Annotated in this window: 12 protein-coding genes; 1 reads left to right on the forward strand and 11 read right to left on the reverse strand. The window is 65.4% G+C overall.

Annotated features, from left to right (window positions below):
* Nucleotides 1–26: 26 nt before the first annotated feature.
* From AB0J47_RS13200 to AB0J47_RS13230, 7 genes are read right to left on the reverse strand one after another with little or no spacing between them, the layout of a single operon-like run.
* A complete protein-coding gene (locus AB0J47_RS13200; protein WP_364344797.1) occupies nt 27–1,040 on the reverse strand; it encodes a UbiA family prenyltransferase in 1,014 nt (337 codons plus the stop codon).
* Nucleotides 1,040–1,852 (reverse strand): SDR family oxidoreductase, encoded by an 813-nt coding sequence (locus AB0J47_RS13205; protein ID WP_364344800.1) that lies wholly within the window; start codon nt 1,850–1,852, stop codon nt 1,040–1,042. Before AB0J47_RS13205 ends, AB0J47_RS13200 begins: the two co-directional genes overlap by 1 nt.
* 2 nt (nt 1,853–1,854) lie before the next feature.
* Nucleotides 1,855–2,820, reverse strand: coding sequence for a DUF1702 family protein (locus AB0J47_RS13210; RefSeq protein ID WP_364344803.1), 966 nt, complete (start codon nt 2,818–2,820; stop codon nt 1,855–1,857).
* Nucleotides 2,821–2,860: 40 nt separating this feature from the next.
* The gene (locus AB0J47_RS13215; protein WP_364344806.1) at nt 2,861–4,363 is read right to left on the reverse strand and encodes a hypothetical protein; all 1,503 of its coding nucleotides are present in this window, start codon (nt 4,361–4,363) and stop codon (nt 2,861–2,863) included.
* Nucleotides 4,360–6,327 carry a CRTAC1 family protein gene (locus AB0J47_RS13220; protein WP_364344809.1) on the reverse strand — a complete coding sequence of 656 codons (1,968 nt, stop codon included), beginning with the start codon at nt 6,325–6,327 and terminating at the stop codon, nt 4,360–4,362. Before AB0J47_RS13220 ends, AB0J47_RS13215 begins: the two co-directional genes overlap by 4 nt.
* A 38-nt stretch (nt 6,328–6,365) precedes the next feature.
* Nucleotides 6,366–7,745 carry an aminotransferase class I/II-fold pyridoxal phosphate-dependent enzyme gene (locus AB0J47_RS13225; RefSeq protein WP_364344812.1) on the reverse strand — a complete coding sequence of 460 codons (1,380 nt, stop codon included), beginning with the start codon at nt 7,743–7,745 and terminating at the stop codon, nt 6,366–6,368.
* 10 nt (nt 7,746–7,755) lie between these two features.
* The gene (locus AB0J47_RS13230) at nt 7,756–14,076 is read right to left on the reverse strand and encodes an SDR family NAD(P)-dependent oxidoreductase (protein ID WP_364344815.1); all 6,321 of its coding nucleotides are present in this window, start codon (nt 14,074–14,076) and stop codon (nt 7,756–7,758) included.
* 285 nt (nt 14,077–14,361) lie between these two features.
* Here AB0J47_RS13230 and AB0J47_RS13235 point away from each other — a divergent pair, with 285 nt between their 5' ends.
* Nucleotides 14,362–14,901, forward strand: coding sequence for a nuclear transport factor 2 family protein (locus AB0J47_RS13235; protein ID WP_364344818.1), 540 nt, complete (start codon nt 14,362–14,364; stop codon nt 14,899–14,901).
* Here the strand turns inward: AB0J47_RS13235 and AB0J47_RS13240 are convergent, their stop codons facing one another.
* The 4 genes from AB0J47_RS13240 to AB0J47_RS13255 form a co-directional block, all read right to left on the reverse strand.
* A complete protein-coding gene (locus AB0J47_RS13240; RefSeq protein WP_364344821.1) occupies nt 14,902–15,609 on the reverse strand; it encodes a TetR/AcrR family transcriptional regulator in 708 nt (235 codons plus the stop codon). It lies immediately after the preceding gene.
* 27 nt (nt 15,610–15,636) lie between these two features.
* Nucleotides 15,637–17,271, reverse strand: a complete 1,635-nt coding sequence (locus AB0J47_RS13245; RefSeq protein WP_364344824.1) for an MFS transporter — start codon at nt 17,269–17,271, stop codon at nt 15,637–15,639.
* Between the two features lie 216 nt (nt 17,272–17,487).
* Nucleotides 17,488–17,838 (reverse strand): HPF/RaiA family ribosome-associated protein, encoded by a 351-nt coding sequence (locus AB0J47_RS13250; protein WP_364344827.1) that lies wholly within the window; start codon nt 17,836–17,838, stop codon nt 17,488–17,490.
* Nucleotides 17,839–17,958: 120 nt separating this feature from the next.
* Nucleotides 17,959–19,227: an MFS transporter gene (locus AB0J47_RS13255; RefSeq protein WP_364345206.1), complete on the reverse strand. Its 1,269-nt coding sequence runs from the start codon at nt 19,225–19,227 to the stop codon at nt 17,959–17,961.
* Nucleotides 19,228–19,437: the final 210 nt, after the last annotated feature.

Genomic DNA, 19,437 nt, shown 5'->3' on the forward strand with positions numbered 1-19,437 from the left:
TGGCTCCATGGTCTCTCGTGATTCGCTCACCGTTGGCAGAACACGGCGGCCGCGGGTACGACGGCCGCCCAGGCAACAAGCGCGACCATGTATACGAACAGTTTCGCCTGCGATCGGACGAGCGGCATAGCGTCCTCCACAGGCTTACCCCAGGTGCCGAGCTGGGTCCGGCCCAGATAGCCGATAACGATCAGCACGCCAACGGCATACACGATCAATGTCCAGGTGAATCCCACCATGGCGACGACGGACCCCGCCACGAGTGCGGCGCCGACGGTGACCCGCGTCATCGACTCGAACAGCGAGACACGCAGACCCAGCGCCACCACCGAGGTCCGGAATCCGTGCTCGGTGTCTTCCGGAATGTCCTCGGCGGTGTTCGCGACGAAAACTCCGGTGGTCGTCAGCCCCAAGCCGAGAATGGCAATGAGCGCGGGCATTTCGATCGGCCGGTCGTACAACCGGAGCACGACCACGCCCGGAAAGACCATGGTCATGATGTAGGTCCAGGGGATCTGCCAGAATCCGGCGGCCTTGAAATGCCATGGCGGCAGCGAATATTCGAGCAGCAACAGAGTTCCGACCGGAATGATCAGCAGCAGATCGAAATGTCCGGTCGCCACCGCGAGGTAGACGCCCGCGACACCGATGCCGGCGGTGGTGAGGTAGATCTGCCAGGCCACGAATCGCACGCCGAGATCTCGAACGATGCGGGAGAACTTGGATTTGTATTCGACGTCCACCCAGCGATCGGCCAGGCAATTGGCGACGTGCAACAGTTGAATGGCGGCGGCCAGCATCACCGCGGCCACGATCATCGGCGCTGACCAGATCTCGGCTGCGGTGTGCGCACTGAACAGGACATCGGCCACCATGACAGCACCGGACATCGGCGCGATTTCCGGCCGGGTCAGCCACAGCGCGTAGTCGATCTTCGTGCGCAGCGGCAGCGGTCGCCCCTCTTCGCCGGGGCCCGCGGTGAAAATGCGGTGTAACCGTGCACGCAACGAGGCTTCCCCGCCGCTGACCGTGGTGGACATCAGGCGTGCTCCTGCTGTGCATGTCGACGTGCGCGGGCGATACTGCGACGGAAGAACGGCCGGGACAGATCCTCCGGGAGATTGGCCCACCGCATGAAAAACGTGGTCAGCGGATCCACCGTGATGTGATGGCGGCCTCGCTCCAGCCCGCGTACCGCCGCTTCGCCGACCTTGTCGGCGGGCATCGGCTTGATCGAACCGGTAATCGCCTTGGTTTCAGCCGGTTTGCGCAGATTCTCCCTGGCGAGTCCGGGAGTGTCGGTGTCGGCCGGGTACAGCACCGATACCGTCACCCCGTCGGGCTCGACCTCGTAGCGCAGGCACAGCCCGAGCTGACGCACGCTGGCCTTGGTCGGACCGTAGCTCGAATATCCGGGGATGCCGAGGAAAGCCGCCGTCGAACTGGTCAGCAGAACATGCCCTTCGCCACGTTCGACCATGCCGGGCAGTACACACCGAATGGCATTGACCGAACCCAGATAGTTCGCATCACTCTGGATACCGAACTCGTCGCTGTCGACATCGAGGAAGAGTCCGGGCAGGGTGAGGCCCGCGCAGCAGGCGATCACCGCACAGGCTCCGTTGCGTTCCTCCAGTTCTTTCACGGCGACCGCCAGCCCCGATCGGTCGGTGACATCGGCGCTGCGCCAGTCGGCTCCGATCCGCTCGGCGGTGGCGCGCAGCGGCGCCTCCCGCCGAGCGATGACCGAGACGCGCGCGCCGCGCATGGCGAACGCGGCGGCCACGGCGGCCCCGATACCGTCGGAGCCGCCGGTGACGATCACATGCTTATCCGTCCAGCGCACAGTCATTTTCAACTCCCGCCGGGTACGGCCAGCTCACCGAGACGGTCACGCCAGGCGTGATAGCTGGTGGCCGTGCCGTCCTCCGGTATGCCGACGAACGCCTTATCGATCAGGGCCGCGGCCTCGTCGATGGTGCGACCGGTGTAGGTCCGCACCGCGACCTCGGTGTGCGGGGTGGCACTGTCGGCCTGCTGCCGGATCTTCGCGACCATGGTCGAGCCCGCCGCCAACTGCTGATGGAATTGCGGCACCAGGGACCGGATAGCTTCCAGGTCGGCGACTTCCACACCACCTGCGAAGGTGGTCGCGATGCCGATGCCGTTCCACAGGTCGGCATGCCTGCTCGGGTCGAACTCCGCGATCCGCGATGCGACGCCGTCGACCGATCCGCCGCTGATGAACCAGAGTGCGCGTCCGATGCCCTGATCAGAAGCCCGTTTCAACGGTGCGGTATCTCCCATCCAGGACGGATACCGCTCGTCGACGTGCTGGCGGTTGATGTATTTCTCGGTGCGGAAGAAGGCGTTGTAGAAGCCGTATCCGTCGATCGCGAGCCAGCGGTACACCGGATGCTTCGGAAAGACCTTCTTCCAAATCGGTTTCGGAATCTTGCCCATCGCCAGACCAACGCCGACATACATGGTCAGGTCGTGCTTGGCCGCGGGGCCGGTGAACAGGTCCGCGGCGCGATGGCTGAACGGGGTGATCGAATCGACGGCGGCCAGACCCGTTGCGGCGCCTTCGAATGCGAAGCCCTGGTACTGCTCGGGCAGCTGTTGGATCTGCTCGATCAACTCCGCGTTGTTCTTACTACATACGGCGACGTGGATGCTGGTGGACAGGTGGGTGGCGACCCGCTCCAGTTCGGCGGCGGTCGCCGGACTCGGCGTCGCAAAGCCGGGCCGTTTCAGTGGTTCCTGCTCGATATCGGTGCCGAGCAGGGTGGAGCGAAGTGGTCCGATCAGTGATGGCATATGACCTCGATTCTGTTGCGGTGGTGGTGGTTCCGGGTTGTCAGGACCGAGCCGGTTCTTTCTCCGGGGCAACAGCCGCCGGTTCATCCGACTCAGCCACCACCAGCTCACCCGACTCAGCTGTCACCGGTACTTCCGACTCAGCCGCCACCAGCTCACCCGACTCAACCGTCGCCGGCTCACCCGACTCAACCGCCGCCGGCTCACCCGACTCAACCGCCGCCGGCTCACCCGACTCAGCTGTCACCGGCTCACCCGACTCAGCTGTCACCGGTACTTCCGACTCAGCCGCCACCAGCTCACCCGACTCAACCGCCGCCGGCTCACCCGACTCAGCTGTCACCGGCTCACCCGACTCAACCGTCGCCAGCTCACCCAACTCAACCGCCGCCAGCTCACCCAACTCAACCGCCGCCAGTTCACCCGACTCAGCTGTCACCGGTACTTCCGACTCACCTGCCGCCGACTCACCCGACCCAACCGCCGCCAGTTCATCCGGCTCCGGTTCCGCCTCCTGGACGTCCACCACCGCGACGCTCGCGCGCTTGGCCAGCCACTCCCGAATATTCCGGCTCCACCAGAACAGTCCGCGACTCGCGCAGACGATCACCAGGGCGAAGAACAAGCCGAACGAGACGTGCAGGGCCATCAGCACGCCGTACATCAGGCCGACCGAGGCACCGAAGATGATCTGATCGCGCTTGGCGAACGGTGTCGTCGCCGGGTCGGTGATCATGTAGTTGGTGTAGAGCACGAAGGCGATACCGGTCATCGGCAGCAGCGCCGCGATGATCGAGATGTTGTGGTCCAGCAGACCGCGCACCACCGCCTGCAGCACATACGCACCGAGCCAGGCCATGATCATCGGTGTCTTCTTGGTCAGCTTGGCGTTGAGCATGGTGCCCGCGCCGAGCAGAGCGAGCACGATCAGCGCGTCGGCCGGACCCGAGACGTTCTCGACGAAGTGATACGGACCGACAACGGCGATCGCCGGGAAGACCAGCAGCGCAACCACGATCCCGAAGTTCGACGGGTTCATGAAGTGCTTGACTTTGCCGTTGACCTTGGCCCGCAGCACCCATTTCGTGCCGACCGCGACCGTGATGCCGAACATGATCGGCAGGAATTGGTCCGCCGCGTACATCAGGAAATTGAAGGCGACACCGGTGATGTGCGCGGGCAGCAGGAAGACGATCAGACCGCGAAGTCCGTTGCCCCGGTAGCCCGCCGGGCGGCGATAGGCCCATGCCGCCAGCGTTTCCAGGATCATCTCCACCGCGTACGCGGTGCCCGCGCTGAGGAACGGCCACAGCCACGGCTGCTCGAATCCGAGCCACAGGAATCCCAGAATATTGAAGATCGTCAGCGAGGCCGCGAAGTTGCGCAGCGCGAGATAGCGCGGGTCACGCCCTTCGATATTGACGCCCAACCACTTTCGCCGCCAGGCCTGCGCCGGTGACGGCGGGGGCTCGGGCGCGGAGCCGTTGGTGTTTTCGATGACGGCTGTTCCGTTCGAATGTGTACCGTTTCCTTGAACACTCACTGGTGCACCTCCCGGGCATCGGAGTCGAGAACGAGGGTGTGTTGCCCCGGTTGCAGCTGCAACTGCTGGGTGCGCACGGCGCCGTGGTTATCGCGCCACGCGAGTTGTACCGACAGTGCGGTAGTGGGAGCGATATCGCCGAGTCCGACGTGGATATCGGTGGACCGCTTACCCGCGTGCCCGCTGCCGCCGTCGACCTGTGCCACATGGGTTTTGCCGTCCGGCATCGTCACCGTGACTTCGGCGCCGAGGGCCGGAGACCCGAGCACGGGCTTGCCCGCGACCGTCGTCTCGCCGGAGGCAGCGGTGGTCGGCGGAGTGAGCAGCCGCAGGCCGAGGTACTGCCCGGGATCCGGTGCGTCATTGCGGTAGAAGACCGGCGCTTCCCACTGCCTGGCGACCGCGAAGCTGAGGTTGCCGGTACCGATCGAGTCTCCGACCGCGATGCCGCGGGTGGGTGTCGCCGCGAAGGTGTCGAGGGCGGGCGAGATATTGGTGAACTTGCCGTTGTCGTCCTGGGCGAAGAAACCGATGCGGTTATTGCCCGCCAGGTCGGATTCCTCGGTGAACTTCGGCCAGGCCCACGGGTACTTGCTGAAATCGTCGTTCATCGTGGCCATTTCCTGCACCTGCGGCCACCGGGTGCTCGAACCCTTGAACATGCCGTTGGACTGCACGATCTGCGGTCGGCCGCTGTTGTCGAAATCGGCGACCTTGGTGTCCCAGCACCAGCCGTCCCAGGCGATGCCCTTCTCCACGGCCTGGTTCTTGAACGGTGCGATGCCCGACTCCAGTTGCGCCGCAGCTTGTTTCGGATCGGCTGCGGTGTTGTAGAAGGCGAGGTTGGCCTCGACGATGCCCCATCGCTGCGCGATATTGCTGACGAACAGATCGGGCATACCGTCGCCGTCGAGATCGGCGAAGTCCGCGCCCATGCCCTTGAACGAATCATGGCCGAGCACAAAGGACTTCGGGTCGGTCGGGCCGCGTTCACCTTCGGCGAGGCCGAAACCGATGTGACCCGGTGTCGACTTGTTCACGAATAGGCGATCCGGACCCATATCGTTGGCGACATACAGCTCCGGCAGTTGGTCGCCGGTGAGGTCCTGGGTGGCCGACGCCAGCGTCCAGCCGTTCGCCTTCCCCTCCGGGAGCGCATCGACCACCTCGCGGTACACCGCGGTCGGCTCGGCGCCGCCGGTGCCCTGCTGGAAGGTGAGGATGCGGTCGGTCCCGGCATTGGTCGCTTTGGAGAAGGATTCGTTCAGGGTCAGGCTGTGCTGACCGTCCGGACCGATGAAATCGCTGTCCGGGAAATAGTTTCCGAGGTAGACGTCCGGGTTGCCGTCACCGTCGAAGTCGGCGACGGAGGCGGCCAGGGTGAACCAGCGCGCGCCCTGGTAACTGCCGTCCGCGGTGGTCGGCGGCTGCACCATTTCCACCGGCCGGAATGCCTTGTTGTCCAGGTGCTTGGCACCCGTGCGCGGCAGGTACAGGACCGGGGTGCGTCCGCCGTAGTACACCATCAGACCGATGCGGCCGGAGTGGTCGAAATCGCCTGGGACACAGCCGGTCGGGGCCATCCGGTCGTCGGTCGGCAGCGGTGCCGGATCGAGCACGAAGGGTGCGTAGCGGCTGGTGTCGCTGTCCGGCGTCGGCGTCACGATGACAGTGTCGGATCGGGAATCGACCAGGCACAGATCATCGGCGCGACCGTTGCCATCGATATCGTTGATCGCCGCCGCCGAGTTGACCGAGGACATCCAGGCGACGACATGCTCATACCGTGGCTCGATATGCCGGATCTTGCGCTCGGGCAGCCCCGGCGGCAGCGCGATCGGCATCTCGGTGAAATGGAACCGGCTCGCCAGCGGGCTGCTCGGATCGGTCTCGACCGGGGCGATCATGGCCGAGTGGGCCGGTACGAACAGCACCGCCATCAGCGTCAACGATGCCAATGGCACCAACGCTTTTCGCAGCAGAGAAGAACTGACCGACAATTTCACGAGTGGTGACTCTCTTCCGTGGTGAGACCGTCGAACACCGACCGCAGGGTGTCCAACGCATGATCGAGCTGCGCCTCGGTATGACGGCAGTTGATGAAGAACCGCAAGCGCGCCTCGCCCTCGGGGACCACCGGATGCCCGATGGCGTTGGCCATCACATTGCGCTCCAGCAGTTCCATCGATGCGCGCACCGCGGGTTCGTTCGCGCCGGTGATGATCGGGGTAATCGGTGTGGCCTGGCCGTTGCCGGTGTCGAAGCCGAGTTCGCGGGCCCGGCGGTGGAAGTACTCGGCGTTGCGGCGCAGTGCCGCCACGCGTTGCGGCTCGTCGTGTAGGACGGCGAGGCCCTCCAGTGCGGCCGCCGCCGCGGACGGTGCGGGTGAGGCCGTGTACATGCTCAGACCGGCGGCGGAGTATTTGAACCCTTCGACGAGTTCGCGATTGGCCGCCAGGTAGCCGCCGACGCTGCCCAGCGCCTTCGACAGTGTGCCCATCCAGACATCGACGGCATCGCCGGGCAGATCGAACAGCTCACGCGCGCCGAGCCCACGCTCGCCGAGAACACCGAAGGAATGCGCTTCGTCGATCATGATCGAGCAGTCGTATTTCCGCGCCACCTCGATGATTTCGGGCAGCCGGACCACATCGCCGTCCATGCTGTACACGCCCTCGATCAGCACGAGGGCCCGATCGAAGCTGCGCCGGGACATCGCCAGAATCGCGTCCAGCGATTCGGGATCGTTGTGCCGGAAGGTGACTCGCTTGCAGCCCGCCCATTCGGTGCCGGAGACGATGCTGTTATGGATCAGTGAGTCGCAGACCGCGATATCGCGCCTCCCGAGCAGGAAGGCGACCGCCGCCGCATTGGTGAGGAAGCCGCTCGCCGTCACGATGGCGGCCTCGGTGTCGTAGATCCGCGCGAGCTCGCGTTCCAACTCCCCGTAGAGCGGTAACTCCCCCGCGACCATCCGGACGGCGGCCGCGGATGTCCCGTAACGCCCGATCGCGGCGATCGCGGCGGCATGCACGCGCGGCTCGGCGGCCAGATCCAGATAGCCGAAACTGCTGAAGTTCAGCATGTCACGGTCCGCGAAGCTGGTCACCGCCCCGCTGATGCCGTCGTGCGGCAGGTAGTAGGGATTGAGCACACCGGCCTCGCGGGTCCAGGCGTCGAAAGCGGCGAACTTTTCATTGGCTTCGAGCACACCCGGATGATCACGGAAGGAGGTCTGCAGGCTCGGGCCGCGAGCGGTCCGCACATCGGCCGCACCGCGGTCGGGTCCCGGCGCCGTCGCAGTGGTCGCGCCATTGCCCGCATCGTGCTTGGCCATCAGGGCACGGGCGAGCGCACGGGGATCGATGCTCTCAGTTGTCATGCAGTAGTCCTCACGCTGCTGTCGGTTCGGTACTTGCTTCTTCGTGCGCGATCTGAGCGGCGATCTTGACGCCGAGGCCCGCCAGCGAGAGCCCGGCCCCGATGGACAGGACCGACATCTTGACGCCGAGACTTTTCACCACGCGCGCACCGAATTCCATGGCCATCAGCGAATCCAGCCCCAACTCCATGGTCGGAGTGGCCAGGTCCACGGTGTCCGCATCGACGCCGAGTACGACCGCGAGTTGTTCGGCGAGCAGACAGGCGACCACCTCGCCGCGAAATTCCGGGTCCAGCGCCAGGATTTCGGCGCGCAGGGCGCTTGTACCCGCCGCGCCACCGCCCGCGGCGGTGACCAGTTCGACGAAACGAGGCGCGCGAGCCGAAGAACGATGCGCGAGTGCCCACTGCGCCCAGTCGATATCGAGCAGGGCGAGCTGGGTGATGTCGAACCGCAGACATTCCCGCAGCAGCAGGGTCGCGAAATCCATATCCAACGAGCCGTATCCGGTCATTTCGGCATAGCGGGACACTGCGCGGGAGTCGGCCATACCGCCGTCGCCGCGCATGAATCCCCAGTCCACAGATAGCGCGGGCCTGCCCTGTGCGCGTCGCGCGCAGGCGAGTGCATCGAGCGCGGAATTGGCTGACGCATAACCCAATTGGGGTGAGAGCCCGGCAATGCCGCTGGCCGAGGAGTAGAGCACGAATAGGTCGAGCTCGACGCCTGCGGCGGTGGTGGCTCTATCGAGATTGGTCGCGCCGATCACCTTCGGATCGAAGATCTCGCGCAGGGATTCGGTGGTGACCTCAGGAATCTCGGTGTTGTTGACCACGCCCGCGGCATGGATCACACCGCGCAACGGTGCACCGCTTGCCTGAATGCGCGCGACGAGGTCGGCGACCGCGTCGTAGTCGGCGACGTCGACGCATTCCTCGCGCACATCGATTCCTTCGTTCGTGAACCGCGCCAACTGTTCTCGCGCCGCGTCGGTGGACGCGCCATTGCGACCGACGAGCACCAGGTGCCGTACTCCGGCACGCGCCAGCTGACGTGCGGTGGCCAGGCCGAAGGCACCGAAGCCGCCGGACACCAGATAGCTTGCGGCGGGGTCGAATTCGAATTCGCCGGGGATGTGGCGCACCGCCGGATGTGCTTCGCGCAGATCGAGCACCACCCGGCCGATCTGGGCGGAGCGTGCCACAGTTTCGAATGCCGCGGTCAGCTCGTGCAGCGCGAACGGTGTGTTCGGCAATGCGGTGTACTCGCCGTGGAACATCGCGTCCACCACGCGCCGGGCCGCCCGGCGGACCTGCTCGGGTCGCCGGGCCAGGATGCGGTCGATATCGACGGCGAAGAAGGCCAGATTCCGGTCGAAGGGGCGCAGGTCGATAGTGCCCGAGCCGTAGATATCGGCCTTGCCGATATCCACGATGCGGCCGAACTCGCCCGCCACCCGGAAGTTCTGCTGCAGGATCTCGCCGGGCGCGGAACTGTAGACGACGTCGACGCCCGCACCGTCGGTCAGGCGCAGCACCTCGTCGACGAAACCGATCGACCGCGAACCCAGCACCTCATGTGCGCCGAGCGCCCGCACCTGGGCGCGCCGCTCCTCGGTGCCGGCGGTGGCGATCACCCGCGCTCCCATCCGCAGCGCGACCTGAACGGCGGCCATGCCCATACCGCCCGCCGCGCCGTGGATCAGCACCGTTTCGCCCGGCTGCACCCGAGCCAGTTCACCGAGCCCGATTTCGGCGGTGAACAGCGGCATTACCGAGGTGCAGTGCAGCGGGTCGAAGGTGCCGGGCGGGAAGATATCCATCCGAGTTGTCGCGCCGGTGTCGGGGCGAATCGTCACATAGCGCTGGACGATTCCGGGTGCCACGACCGAAATCTCATCTCCCGGTGCGATATCGGTGATATCGCCGCCGACGCGGGTCACGACGCCGTAGCCGTCCATGCCGATCTCGGTGCCGAAAAATGTTCCGTCCAGCTCTTTTTCGGTGAGTACACCCAGCACCTTGAGGGTGTCCTTATAGTTCAGGCCGACCGCTTGCATCCGGATTTCGACCTCGTCCGGTCCCGGTGCGATCCGCTCGCAGGTGCGCAGGGCGAGTTCCGGTAGCAGGCGCGAACGTGGAATATCGAGACGGAAGGACTGCTCGGGATCGGTGAGCGGTCGCGGCACATCCCAGCCGGCCAACCGGTCGGTGAGGGTCTGCCGCCAGCGGATCGTCCAGCGCGCGCCCGCGCGCAGCGCCACCTCGTCGGTGGTGGTGTCGGTGTAGATCTGCTCGAGGATGTCGGCCGCCGCGGAGGCGGGTTCGGTATCGACCAGCCGCCACTGTCCGGCCGGAAGTTCGTTGAGCAGTTCGCGGCGCGCGCCGGTCAGGGCCGAATGCTCGAGCCGGGCGAACCGGTCGATCGGCAGGCACAGCGCGTGTTCGGTGACCACGACCGCGTGGATCACGACAGGCAGTTCGTCCGACAGCAGGGCCTTGAGCGCCTGCGCGACCTGTGCGAGCCCGTACACATTGCGCATGCCGTCGAGTTCTGCCCCGGCGACGACAACCAGTCGCAGGCACTCGACCTCGGGCCGGGCGTGTGCGGTCCGCAGCAGCTCGAGCAGCTGTTCGGTGTCGGCCGCCGAGGCATGCTCGCCGACCGTCACCACTTCGGCCCGGATGCGCATATTGGCGATTTCCTTGGCCCGCTGGGAGATTTCCGCACCGAGGTTGACGACGAGCAGGAACTCTTCGTCACCGGGCAGGTCTTGCGGTGCCGGTTCCGCGGTGTCCGTCACGATCTCCCACACCGGCTCGTAGAACAGCCGGTCGAGTTGCTCGTAGAGCGACGACCGCGGGGTGAGCGCGCGGAATTGCACCCCCGACATGGTCAGTGCGACATCGCCGCTCGCGGACGCGATGCGGATATCGGCGCGCAGTGGATCATCGGATACGCGGGTGAGGACCACGACCGGATCGGCCGGCATCGGCCCGGTCCACCGGATCCCGTTGATCGCGGACGGCACAACCACATCGGCGCCGGCGCCGGAATCTGCCTGTGTGGCAGCTGTTCTCGCGTACAAGGCGGCGAAGCACTGGAGTGCCGAATCGACTATCGCCGGGTGGGCAAGGTGCCGGTGCCCCGTGGTTACCGACGAATCGAGATGTGCGACAACGCTATCCGTGCCAACCCAGACCTCGCTCAACAACCGGAAAGCAGGGCCGTAGCGAAGTCCGTGCTCGGCCATGCTCTCGTACAGCTCGTCGACGGCGACTTCGACAGCGTCCGCCTGCGGCGCGGTAGCGACGGTGGTGGCGTCGGCATCCGCCTCGATGAGACGTCCATGCGCGTTGGGTGTCCATCCCCCACCGCTAGCGGGTCGGGACTGGATGGTGAACCGGCGGGTGCTCTCTTCCACGCCGATCCGGACGACCGGCACATCGTGCTCGTCGATGACCAGTGGGCTGATGAATTCGACGGATTCCAGCCCGAACGACTCCCGGCCGGTGCGTAACGCGATGGCGCTCATGGCGGTGTCCAGGTAGGCCGCACCCGGCAGCACCACGGCACCGGCCACGACATGATCACGCAACCACGGCAGGTTCGAAACCGACAGTTGCACTTCCCATTCCGTGGCCACCGACGCGGTGCGATCGCCGAGCATCGCGAATCCGTTCGGTGTGCCGATCCGATCCAGCTCCGTTTCCGGCTCCTGGGTCCATACGTACCGGCGCTGCCACGGATAGCGCGGTAGGTCGACATGCCCGGCGCCCGGATCGATCGCGCCGGGCAGGCGGTCACCGTCCAGCGCGCCCGCTCGGTACAACTCGCCGATCGCGGCCAGTGTGTTCTCGCGGTCGTCGCCGCCACGGGTGAGCGTGCTGATAGCGGCACCGGTAACGCCCTGCTGTACAAGGATTTCCCGAATGCTTCCGCTCAATACCGGGTGCGGGCCGACTTCCAGGAAGACTCGGTGTCCGGCATTGAGCAGTTCGCCGATCGCGTCCGCGAACCGGACCTGGTCGCGGACATTGTGAGCCCAGTAATCCGGACCCCAATCCTGTTGTGTCGCTTGCGTACCGGTGACCGTCGAGTAGACCGGGATGGTGGTATCACCCGGTGCGAGCGCCGCCAGTGCGGTTCGCAGATCATCGAGGATCGGGTCCATCAGATGGCTGTGGTACGGGACTTCGACCCGCAGCGCCTTGGCGAAAACACCGTCGGCAGTGAGACGTTCGCCGAGGGCGGCCAATACCTGGCGGTCCCCGGCCAGGGTCACCGCCGACGGGCTGTTCACCGCGGCGATACACACGCCGTCGACGTCCGTCAGCAGTTCGCGCGCTTCGGCCTCGGCCAGCCCGACCGCCAGCATGCCGCCGGTCCCCGCCGTTGTGGCCTGCAGTCGGGACCGGTGGTAGCTGACCGTGACCGCCTCGGCCAGCGATAGCGCACCGGACACGTAGGCGGCCGTCACCTCGCCGACGCTGTGTCCCACCGTGACGGCGGGTCGAATGCCGAACTCGGCGAGTTCGGCCGTCAGCGCGGCCTGAAGCAGGAAGTTGGCCGGTTGCGCGATCTCGGTGCGTGAGATCCGGGACTCCGCCTCGTCGCGGCCCATCTCCTCGAGGATCGACCAGCCCGCGAGTTCGGTGAATTTCCCATCGATTTCGCGCGCTAATTCGGCTGCCGGGCCTTGCCCCGCGAGCAGGTCGCGGCCCATGGCCCACCACTGCGGTCCCATACCGCTGTAGACGAATACCGGGTCGGTGTGTCCTTCCGCGATGGCACGAGCGGGCGGTTGACCACCGCCAGCGGCGAATTCGGCCAGCTGGGAACGCAATTCGCCGATTTCGCGGTAGCGGAAGGCGGTTCGCAACGGGTGATGCGCGCGGCGCACCCAGGCTGCCTCGGTCAGGACGTCGAGCGGTTCGGTGTCAGCCGCGGCCAACAGCCCCGCTGCGAGCGTGCGCAGCGCCGGTTCGCTGCGCGCCGACAGCGGTAGGATCGGCACGCTGTTCTGCCGCATTGTGGTTGCATCGGAACGGGTTTCGACGGGCGCGGGCCCGATGAGTGCGTGCGCGTTGGTGCCGCCGTAGCCGAAGCTATTGACCGCCACCAGCGGCCGGAGCAGCGGTTCGGCCGTCATGGGCACCCGCAGCCGCAGTTCGTCGAACGGGATCTCGGGATTGAGCTGGTCCAGCCGGGCCTGCGGCGCGATCGTCCGGTGGTGAACGGTCAACGCGGCCTTGATGACTCCGGCCACGCCCGCCGCCGCCTCGGTATGACCGATATTGTTCTTGACCGATCCGACCGGCAGCGGCTCGGTCCGGCCATCGATCGCGCCATACACCTTGCCGAGGGCCGTCATCTCCGCCGGATCGCCGACCGGTGTCCCGGTGCCGTGCGCCTCGACGTAGCCGATCTCATGTGGCGCGATGCCTGCGCTGGTGTGCACGCGCCGGGCAAGTGCTTCCTGCGCTTCGGGATTGGGGACCGGGATGGCCAAGGTGCGGCCGTCCTGGTTCACGCCGCTGCCGCGGACAACAGCATAGATACGGTCACCGTCGCGCACCGCGGCCTCGAGCGGCTTGAGGATCACCACACCCGCACCCTCGCCGCGGCCGTAGCCGTCGGCGGCAGCGTCGAACGATTTGCAGCGACCGTCCACAGACAGGAATCGGCCCTTGCACATGGAGATGAAGGTTTCCGGCTGCAGCATGGCATTGGCGCCGCCGACAATGGCGGCGCTACATTCGCCGAGCGCCAGCGATTGGACGGCCTGGTGCAGTGCCACCAGCGACGACGAGCAGGCGGTGTCGATGGTCATGGTCGGACCGTGCAGGTCGAGCAGGAATGCGATGCGCGCCGAGAGCAGGGTGTGCGAGGAGCTTGTCGGGGTATGACTGTTGATCGCGGAGCGGACCACGTTGCGGCCCACCGCATTGTCGTTCATGAAGCCGCCGACGAAGACGCCGACATCGCGGCCGGCGATCCGCCCGGCCATCCCGCTATCGTCGAGCGCCTCCCATGCGACCTCGAGCAGCAGCCGCTGCTGTGGATCCATGATCGAGGCCTCGCGCTGGGAGATGCCGAAGAAGTCGGCGTCGAACTCCCACAGCGATTGGGTCAGGAATCCGCCGCCGCGGGTGTACATCCGGCCGGGCGCATCCGGATCCGGATCGTAGAACTTGTCCAGGCTCCAGCGATCCGGCGGCACCTCGACGATGCCGTCGCCCTTGCCGATCACGAAATCCCAAAAGGCACCCGGACCATCGATCCCACCCGGAAATCGACAGCCGATACCGACGATTGCTGCATCGGACATTGCGCAGTCCTCGATTTCTACCCTGAGCATTGAACGGTAGGCAGCATACTTTCGATATTCGATCGGCAGCGCAAAATGACTGAAACCTGTTGCAACCACGGCCGATTGTGGTCCACATAGTGAAATTACGGTGTTATCGGACAGGCCATGACATTGCTATTGCCGAGGCGGACACTGTTATACGTCGGAGCACCTGCCAGCCGACTCGAATAATAACAATGTCATGGGCTCGAATTACATTGTTATTCGAACCCATGACATTGTTATCCAAGTACGGTGGCGGCCATGAACTCTGGTGAATTCGCCCTCGACCCGGCCGCCGAGCCCATCGAGGACACCGACTGGCTGCGCGAGTTCGTCGAGCGCTATATCGCCGGTTGGAACACCGGCGACGGCGACGCGGTAGCAGCCTGCGTCACCGAGGACACCCGCTGGCTCGACCCGTCCGAGGGCGAGCTGATCATCGGCCGCGCCGGGGTCGCGAAGTTCGTGCACGACACCAAACGCGCATTTCCGGATGTCAACTACACCACCGTCTTCGAGCCGGTCGTCACCTCGGACGCGCTGGCGGCAATCGTGCCTTGGCGAATGACGGGCACCCACCTCGGCATGATCGACCCGCCCGGATTCGCTGGCACCAATAAGAAATTCGACCTGTTCGTGGTCGACATCTGGCAGTTCCGCTCCGGACTCATCTGGCGCAGCAAGGCCACCTGGGATCTGAACGAGCTACTGCTGCAACTCGAATTGCTGCCCAAGCGCAACGGTTTCGCCGAGCGCGCAATGGCCCGCGCCCAGCGCCTCGCGGTCAAACTGCGTGGCTGATCAGGTGTGCGGACCGGTCAGCGCGGTGACCTGTTCGAGGGCACGCGCCACCGACCGCTCGATTGTCGCGCGTTCGGCGCCCATACCGATCAGAATGTTGACGATCGAGGGCAACAGCACCTCCGACACACCCTGGTCGCCATACAGGCCAGCCATATCCAACTGGATGAACCCGTACAGCCCGGTCCAGAACTGTGCCGCGGCCGAGCGCTCGTTCGTGCTGTGCAACAGATTCGCCTCCAGTGCCCGCCGGGTCGCGCGCACCACGAAATCGAAGCTCTCCGAGAAGTTCTCGAAGTCGGAATCGCTGCTATCGGCCAGCACATTGCCGCGGTGCACCTTGACCTCCGCCTTCGGTGACTCGGTGGCGAACATCAGCCGGAACAGCTCGGGTTTGCGCAGCGCCTCATCGCGAAAGATGAAGCCGAGCACCAGGATTTCGGCGATCGGATCGTCGGTGATCTCGCATTCGTCCAGCCGCGCGACCAATTGCGCGAAACCTTCCGAGCCGACCGCCTGGATCAAGCCGGGCATACCGCTGAAGTTGGAATAGATCGCCATGGTCGAGACCCCGCATATCCGCGCCACGCGACGCACGGTCAACGAGGCGAGTCCTTCGGTCGAGATGAGTTGGACTGTGGCCGCTATCAGGCGATTGCGCATCGAGCCGGTTAGTGCGGGTTCCAACGCTGTTGCAGTGTCGATCATTACCTCACCTAGCAGTGCTTGTGCTTGCTATGCCGCCGCGACGCCCAACTCGTCGGCGGTGATCTGTTCCAGTGGCTTGCGCCGGGTCTCGACGATGAACCCGACGGCCACCACCGCCGCGATCGCGATCGGCGCCGCGCTGATGAGCGCGGTCACCGCGATCGACGGCGTGGCGACTGCGAGCACCACCAGCGCGACGACCAGCACACCGCCCGCCTTGGTCATCGCCGCCGCGACACCGCTGCCGCGGGACCGGATCCGAGTCGGGTAAACCTCCGCGCCGTAGGCCACGATGACCGCGACTACCGAACTGGAACCCCAGATCGGCACCACGAGAAGGGCATACAGCAGAGTGGTGTTGTCGGCGACGTGATCGCCGAGGATTACGAACCCGCCGAGCGCGACGGCGAGCAGCGCGCTGAGCGTAATCAGTGTCCATTTGGTGGAGCGGTGGTAGCAGTAGGCGACCAGGAAGTTGAGCGGGAAGCCGATCAGCGCGGAGTCACGCAGGATCTTGTCGGCGGTGACGCCGGTGAAGCCCAGGCTGCGCAGATTCGTCGGCAGCCAGAGCTGGAAGCCGTAGGTGACCAGTCCGACCCCGAGTCCCAAAAGAGCTAGCACGATGGTCATTCCGGCGAAGGGGCGGCGCAGCAACTGACCGAACCCGCCCTGCAGATCATCCTCGGCGGCGAATTCCGGCTGCTCGACCGCGATGACCTCGGCATTGTAGGTGCGCAGCACCTCTTCGGCCTCGCGGTGCCTGCCGATGGCCATCAGGAACCGCGGCGACTCCGGAATCCAGCGGACCAGCAGCACCAGCAGCAGTCCGGTGGGCAAGCCGATCAGCCACAGGCTGCGCCAGCCGTAGGTCTCGCCGATCGTCGATGACAGCCAGCTGGTGATGACGTAGGCGCCGGCGATATCGCCGCCGATCAGCACCAGCAGCCAACCGCGGTGGCGCGCCGGGATGGTCTCCGAGAGCAGCGTGAAGGCGATCGGCAGCATGCCGCCCGCGCTCAGGCCCATGATGAAGCACATCGCGACATTCAGCTCGAAGCTGGGCATGGCACCGCAGATCGCGGTTCCTACGAAGAAGATTCCGGCCAGCAGGATCGCCGCCTTGCGCCCGATGCGGTCGCCGAGCCAGCCCCACAGGAACGACCCGAGCACCGTGCCGGTGAGACCGGATAGTGGCAGCAGTGCCACCGGTAGCGCGTCCAGGTGCGGACTCGCCGGTGTGCGCAGGTGGTACTCCGCGCCGACACCCGGAACGACGAAGGCCAGGGTTGTCGGCTTCATCACGTCGATGGTGATCGCGGCGGCCATGATCAGCAGTAGCACCACATGCACCCGGTTGATCGGCGCGTCGTCGAGTGCCTGCACCCGCAGCCCGGCCACCGTATCGTGCACCGCGCGCCGCGGAAACAGACCGTAAGTTGTGACGCCCAAACCGATCACGATCAGGATCATCCCGGTGATCATGGCGCCGTCCATGGGCATGCCCACCAACCGATAGCCCATATCGCGGGCCATGAGATACATCGGAAGGTGCAGGGTGGTGCCGAGCACCGTCAACACCAGACCGAACCAGAAGGCTCCCGTACGCCGACGGTTGATCGGATCCTCCGATCGATGCGCGATATCGACGGCGCTCACAGACATCACCGAACCCTGATCAGCCCCCCGTACACCAGTTACCGATCGGTATTACACACGAGTTCTGTGCTGGTGTGGGCTTTTTAATCTGTTCGGCATCAACAAGTTCGGGACGCGGCGGAGTTACCTATGAGAATGGTTACGACCGCAGTCGGGGGGGTAACCTGCTGCGCCTATATCGCACAACCTTCCCACTGGTGGAAATATGGCCGAGGTCGACTATTATTCGACGCCCAAGTGCCTGATGGATTCGCCACCCTTCGTGTGATGCAGGCGGCCGAAACGACTGTCGAGGAGGTTCGCCATAGCGTCGGCGGCGCCGGTATAAGCCTCTTCGACCGAAGCCGCGCGATGGGTTACCGCGACCGGAGGCTGACCGGATATCCGGGCCTCTAATACGCACTGCTTATCATCCGGGCCGCCCTTATCGGCGTTCAGATCGGTCAGGTGGACTTCCAGTCGGGTGAGTTGCTCACCGAAGCGATCGAGTGTCGAGGAGAGCGTCGATTCCACGCGCTCGGCCAGCGACGCGCCGCCGTGGATATTGCTGCCGGTGTTGACCTGAATCTGCACGAGCGTCTCCAATCCGATAGGTGTTCGCCCACGGTCACCGACCCGCAGAGCGCGAACTCGGCAATCCGTCAGCAATGCCGACACTACTCGCGTCGGTGCGTGCCCAGCAGATTCCCGAGTTCAGACCGGCTGCGCCGCGATCGGCGGCTTCAGCACCTGAGCGTCGGGAACAACGGTGCCGCGCAACGAGGTTCCCGCGGTCTCGCGCAGGAACGACCAGGCGACGAGTCCGATCAGGCTGGCGCCGACCATATACGCGGCCGGGAACAGCGACCAGCCGGTCGATTCGATCGCGGCCTCGTTGACCAGTGGAGCGGTGCCGCCGAATGCGGCGGTGGAGATGTTGTAGCCGAGGGCGAAACCCGCATAGCGCACATGTGTCGGGAAGATCGCTGGGAAGGTGGAGCTGATGGTCGCCAGCTGCGGCACGTACAGCAGGCCGAGCACGATGAATCCGGTGATGGCCCAACCGGTTCCCTGCCCCATCAGCCAGTACATGGGCAGCGCGAGTACCGCGAGTCCGACCAGCGAGACCAGCCACAGCGGACGGCGGCCGACCCGGTCGGACAGCCTGCCGAAGAACGGCAGCACGATCATCATCACCAACTGCCCGATCAGCATCATGGCGGTGGTGGTCGATTCGCCGACGCCGATGGTGTTCTGCAGGTAGGTCGGTTGATAGGTGAGCAGGGTGTAGTTCACCACGTTCAGGGCGACCACCAGGCCGATCAGCGTCAGGGTTTCGCGGCGATAGGTAGTCAGCACCTCCCATACGCCGCCCGGCGGGTGCGGTTTATCGGCCACCTCGGCGAAGACCGGCGACTCGTCCAGATGTGAGCGCAGATACCAGCCGATCAGGCCGAGCGGCACCGCGAACAGGAACGGCAGACGCCAACCCCAGTCGTGCATCGCATCCGAACCGAAGATGAGCTGACACAGCAGCACGACCGACGAGCCGCCGACGAATCCGCCGAGGGTGCCGAATTCCAGGAAGCTGCCGAGGAATCCGCGCCTGCGGTCATTGGCGCATTCCGCCAGATATGTTGCGGCACCGCCATATTCGCCGCCGGTCGAGAAGCCTTGCACCACCCGCAGGGCGATGAGCAGAACCGGCGCGAACCAACCGATCTGAGCATGGGTCGGGAGCAGACCGATGCATCCAGTCGCACCCGCCATCAACAGAATTGTGGTGGCCAGCACGACTTTTCGGCCGAGTCGGTCGCCGAGCGGTCCCCAGACCATGCCGCCCAGCGGGCGCAGCAGGAAGGAGATGGCGAAGCCGAGCATGGTGCCGAGGGTGCCGAGTTCACCCGGGAAGAATGCGTCAGTGAGGTAGGTGGCGGTCGCGGCGTAGACGCCGTAGTCGAACCATTCGGTGGCATTGCCCATCGCGGACGCGGCGACCGATCGGCGTAGCGTTTTCTTCTCCGATTCGCGATCCGTCACCTGCGCCTCCTCACCAGCCCCGGTCACGGGCCTCGATTCGTTCGACCGGCCCGATCCGATTTTTCCGAGTTCAGGCACGGAATTAACCGGTACCCACGTTCCAAACTGGGCAAACAAGCGGCGGGCCCGCCGAGGTGGCGACGGGCCCGCCGC

Origin of the sequence: Nocardia sp. NPDC049737 (assembly GCF_040674755.1) — a bacterium.
Classification (GTDB): Bacteria; Actinomycetota; Actinomycetes; order Mycobacteriales; family Mycobacteriaceae; genus Nocardia.

Excerpts from the sequence above, each read along its gene's own strand:
- AB0J47_RS13205 (WP_364344800.1), bottom strand. The coding sequence starts at position 1,852 with ATGACTGTGCGCTGGACGGATAAGCATGTGATCGTCACCGGCGGCTCC.
- AB0J47_RS13210 (WP_364344803.1), bottom strand. The coding sequence starts at position 2,820 with ATGCCATCACTGATCGGACCACTTCGCTCCACCCTGCTCGGCACCGAT.
- AB0J47_RS13235 (WP_364344818.1), top strand. The coding sequence starts at position 14,362 with ATGAACTCTGGTGAATTCGCCCTCGACCCGGCCGCCGAGCCCATCGAG.
- AB0J47_RS13200 (WP_364344797.1), bottom strand. The coding sequence starts at position 1,040 with ATGTCCACCACGGTCAGCGGCGGGGAAGCCTCGTTGCGTGCACGGTTA.
- AB0J47_RS13230 (WP_364344815.1), bottom strand. The coding sequence starts at position 14,076 with ATGTCCGATGCAGCAATCGTCGGTATCGGCTGTCGATTTCCGGGTGGG.
- AB0J47_RS13245 (WP_364344824.1), bottom strand. The coding sequence starts at position 17,271 with ATGTCTGTGAGCGCCGTCGATATCGCGCATCGATCGGAGGATCCGATC.
- AB0J47_RS13240 (WP_364344821.1), bottom strand. The coding sequence starts at position 15,609 with ATGATCGACACTGCAACAGCGTTGGAACCCGCACTAACCGGCTCGATG.
- AB0J47_RS13255 (WP_364345206.1), bottom strand. The coding sequence starts at position 19,227 with ATGGGCAATGCCACCGAATGGTTCGACTACGGCGTCTACGCCGCGACC.
- AB0J47_RS13225 (WP_364344812.1), bottom strand. The coding sequence starts at position 7,745 with ATGACAACTGAGAGCATCGATCCCCGTGCGCTCGCCCGTGCCCTGATG.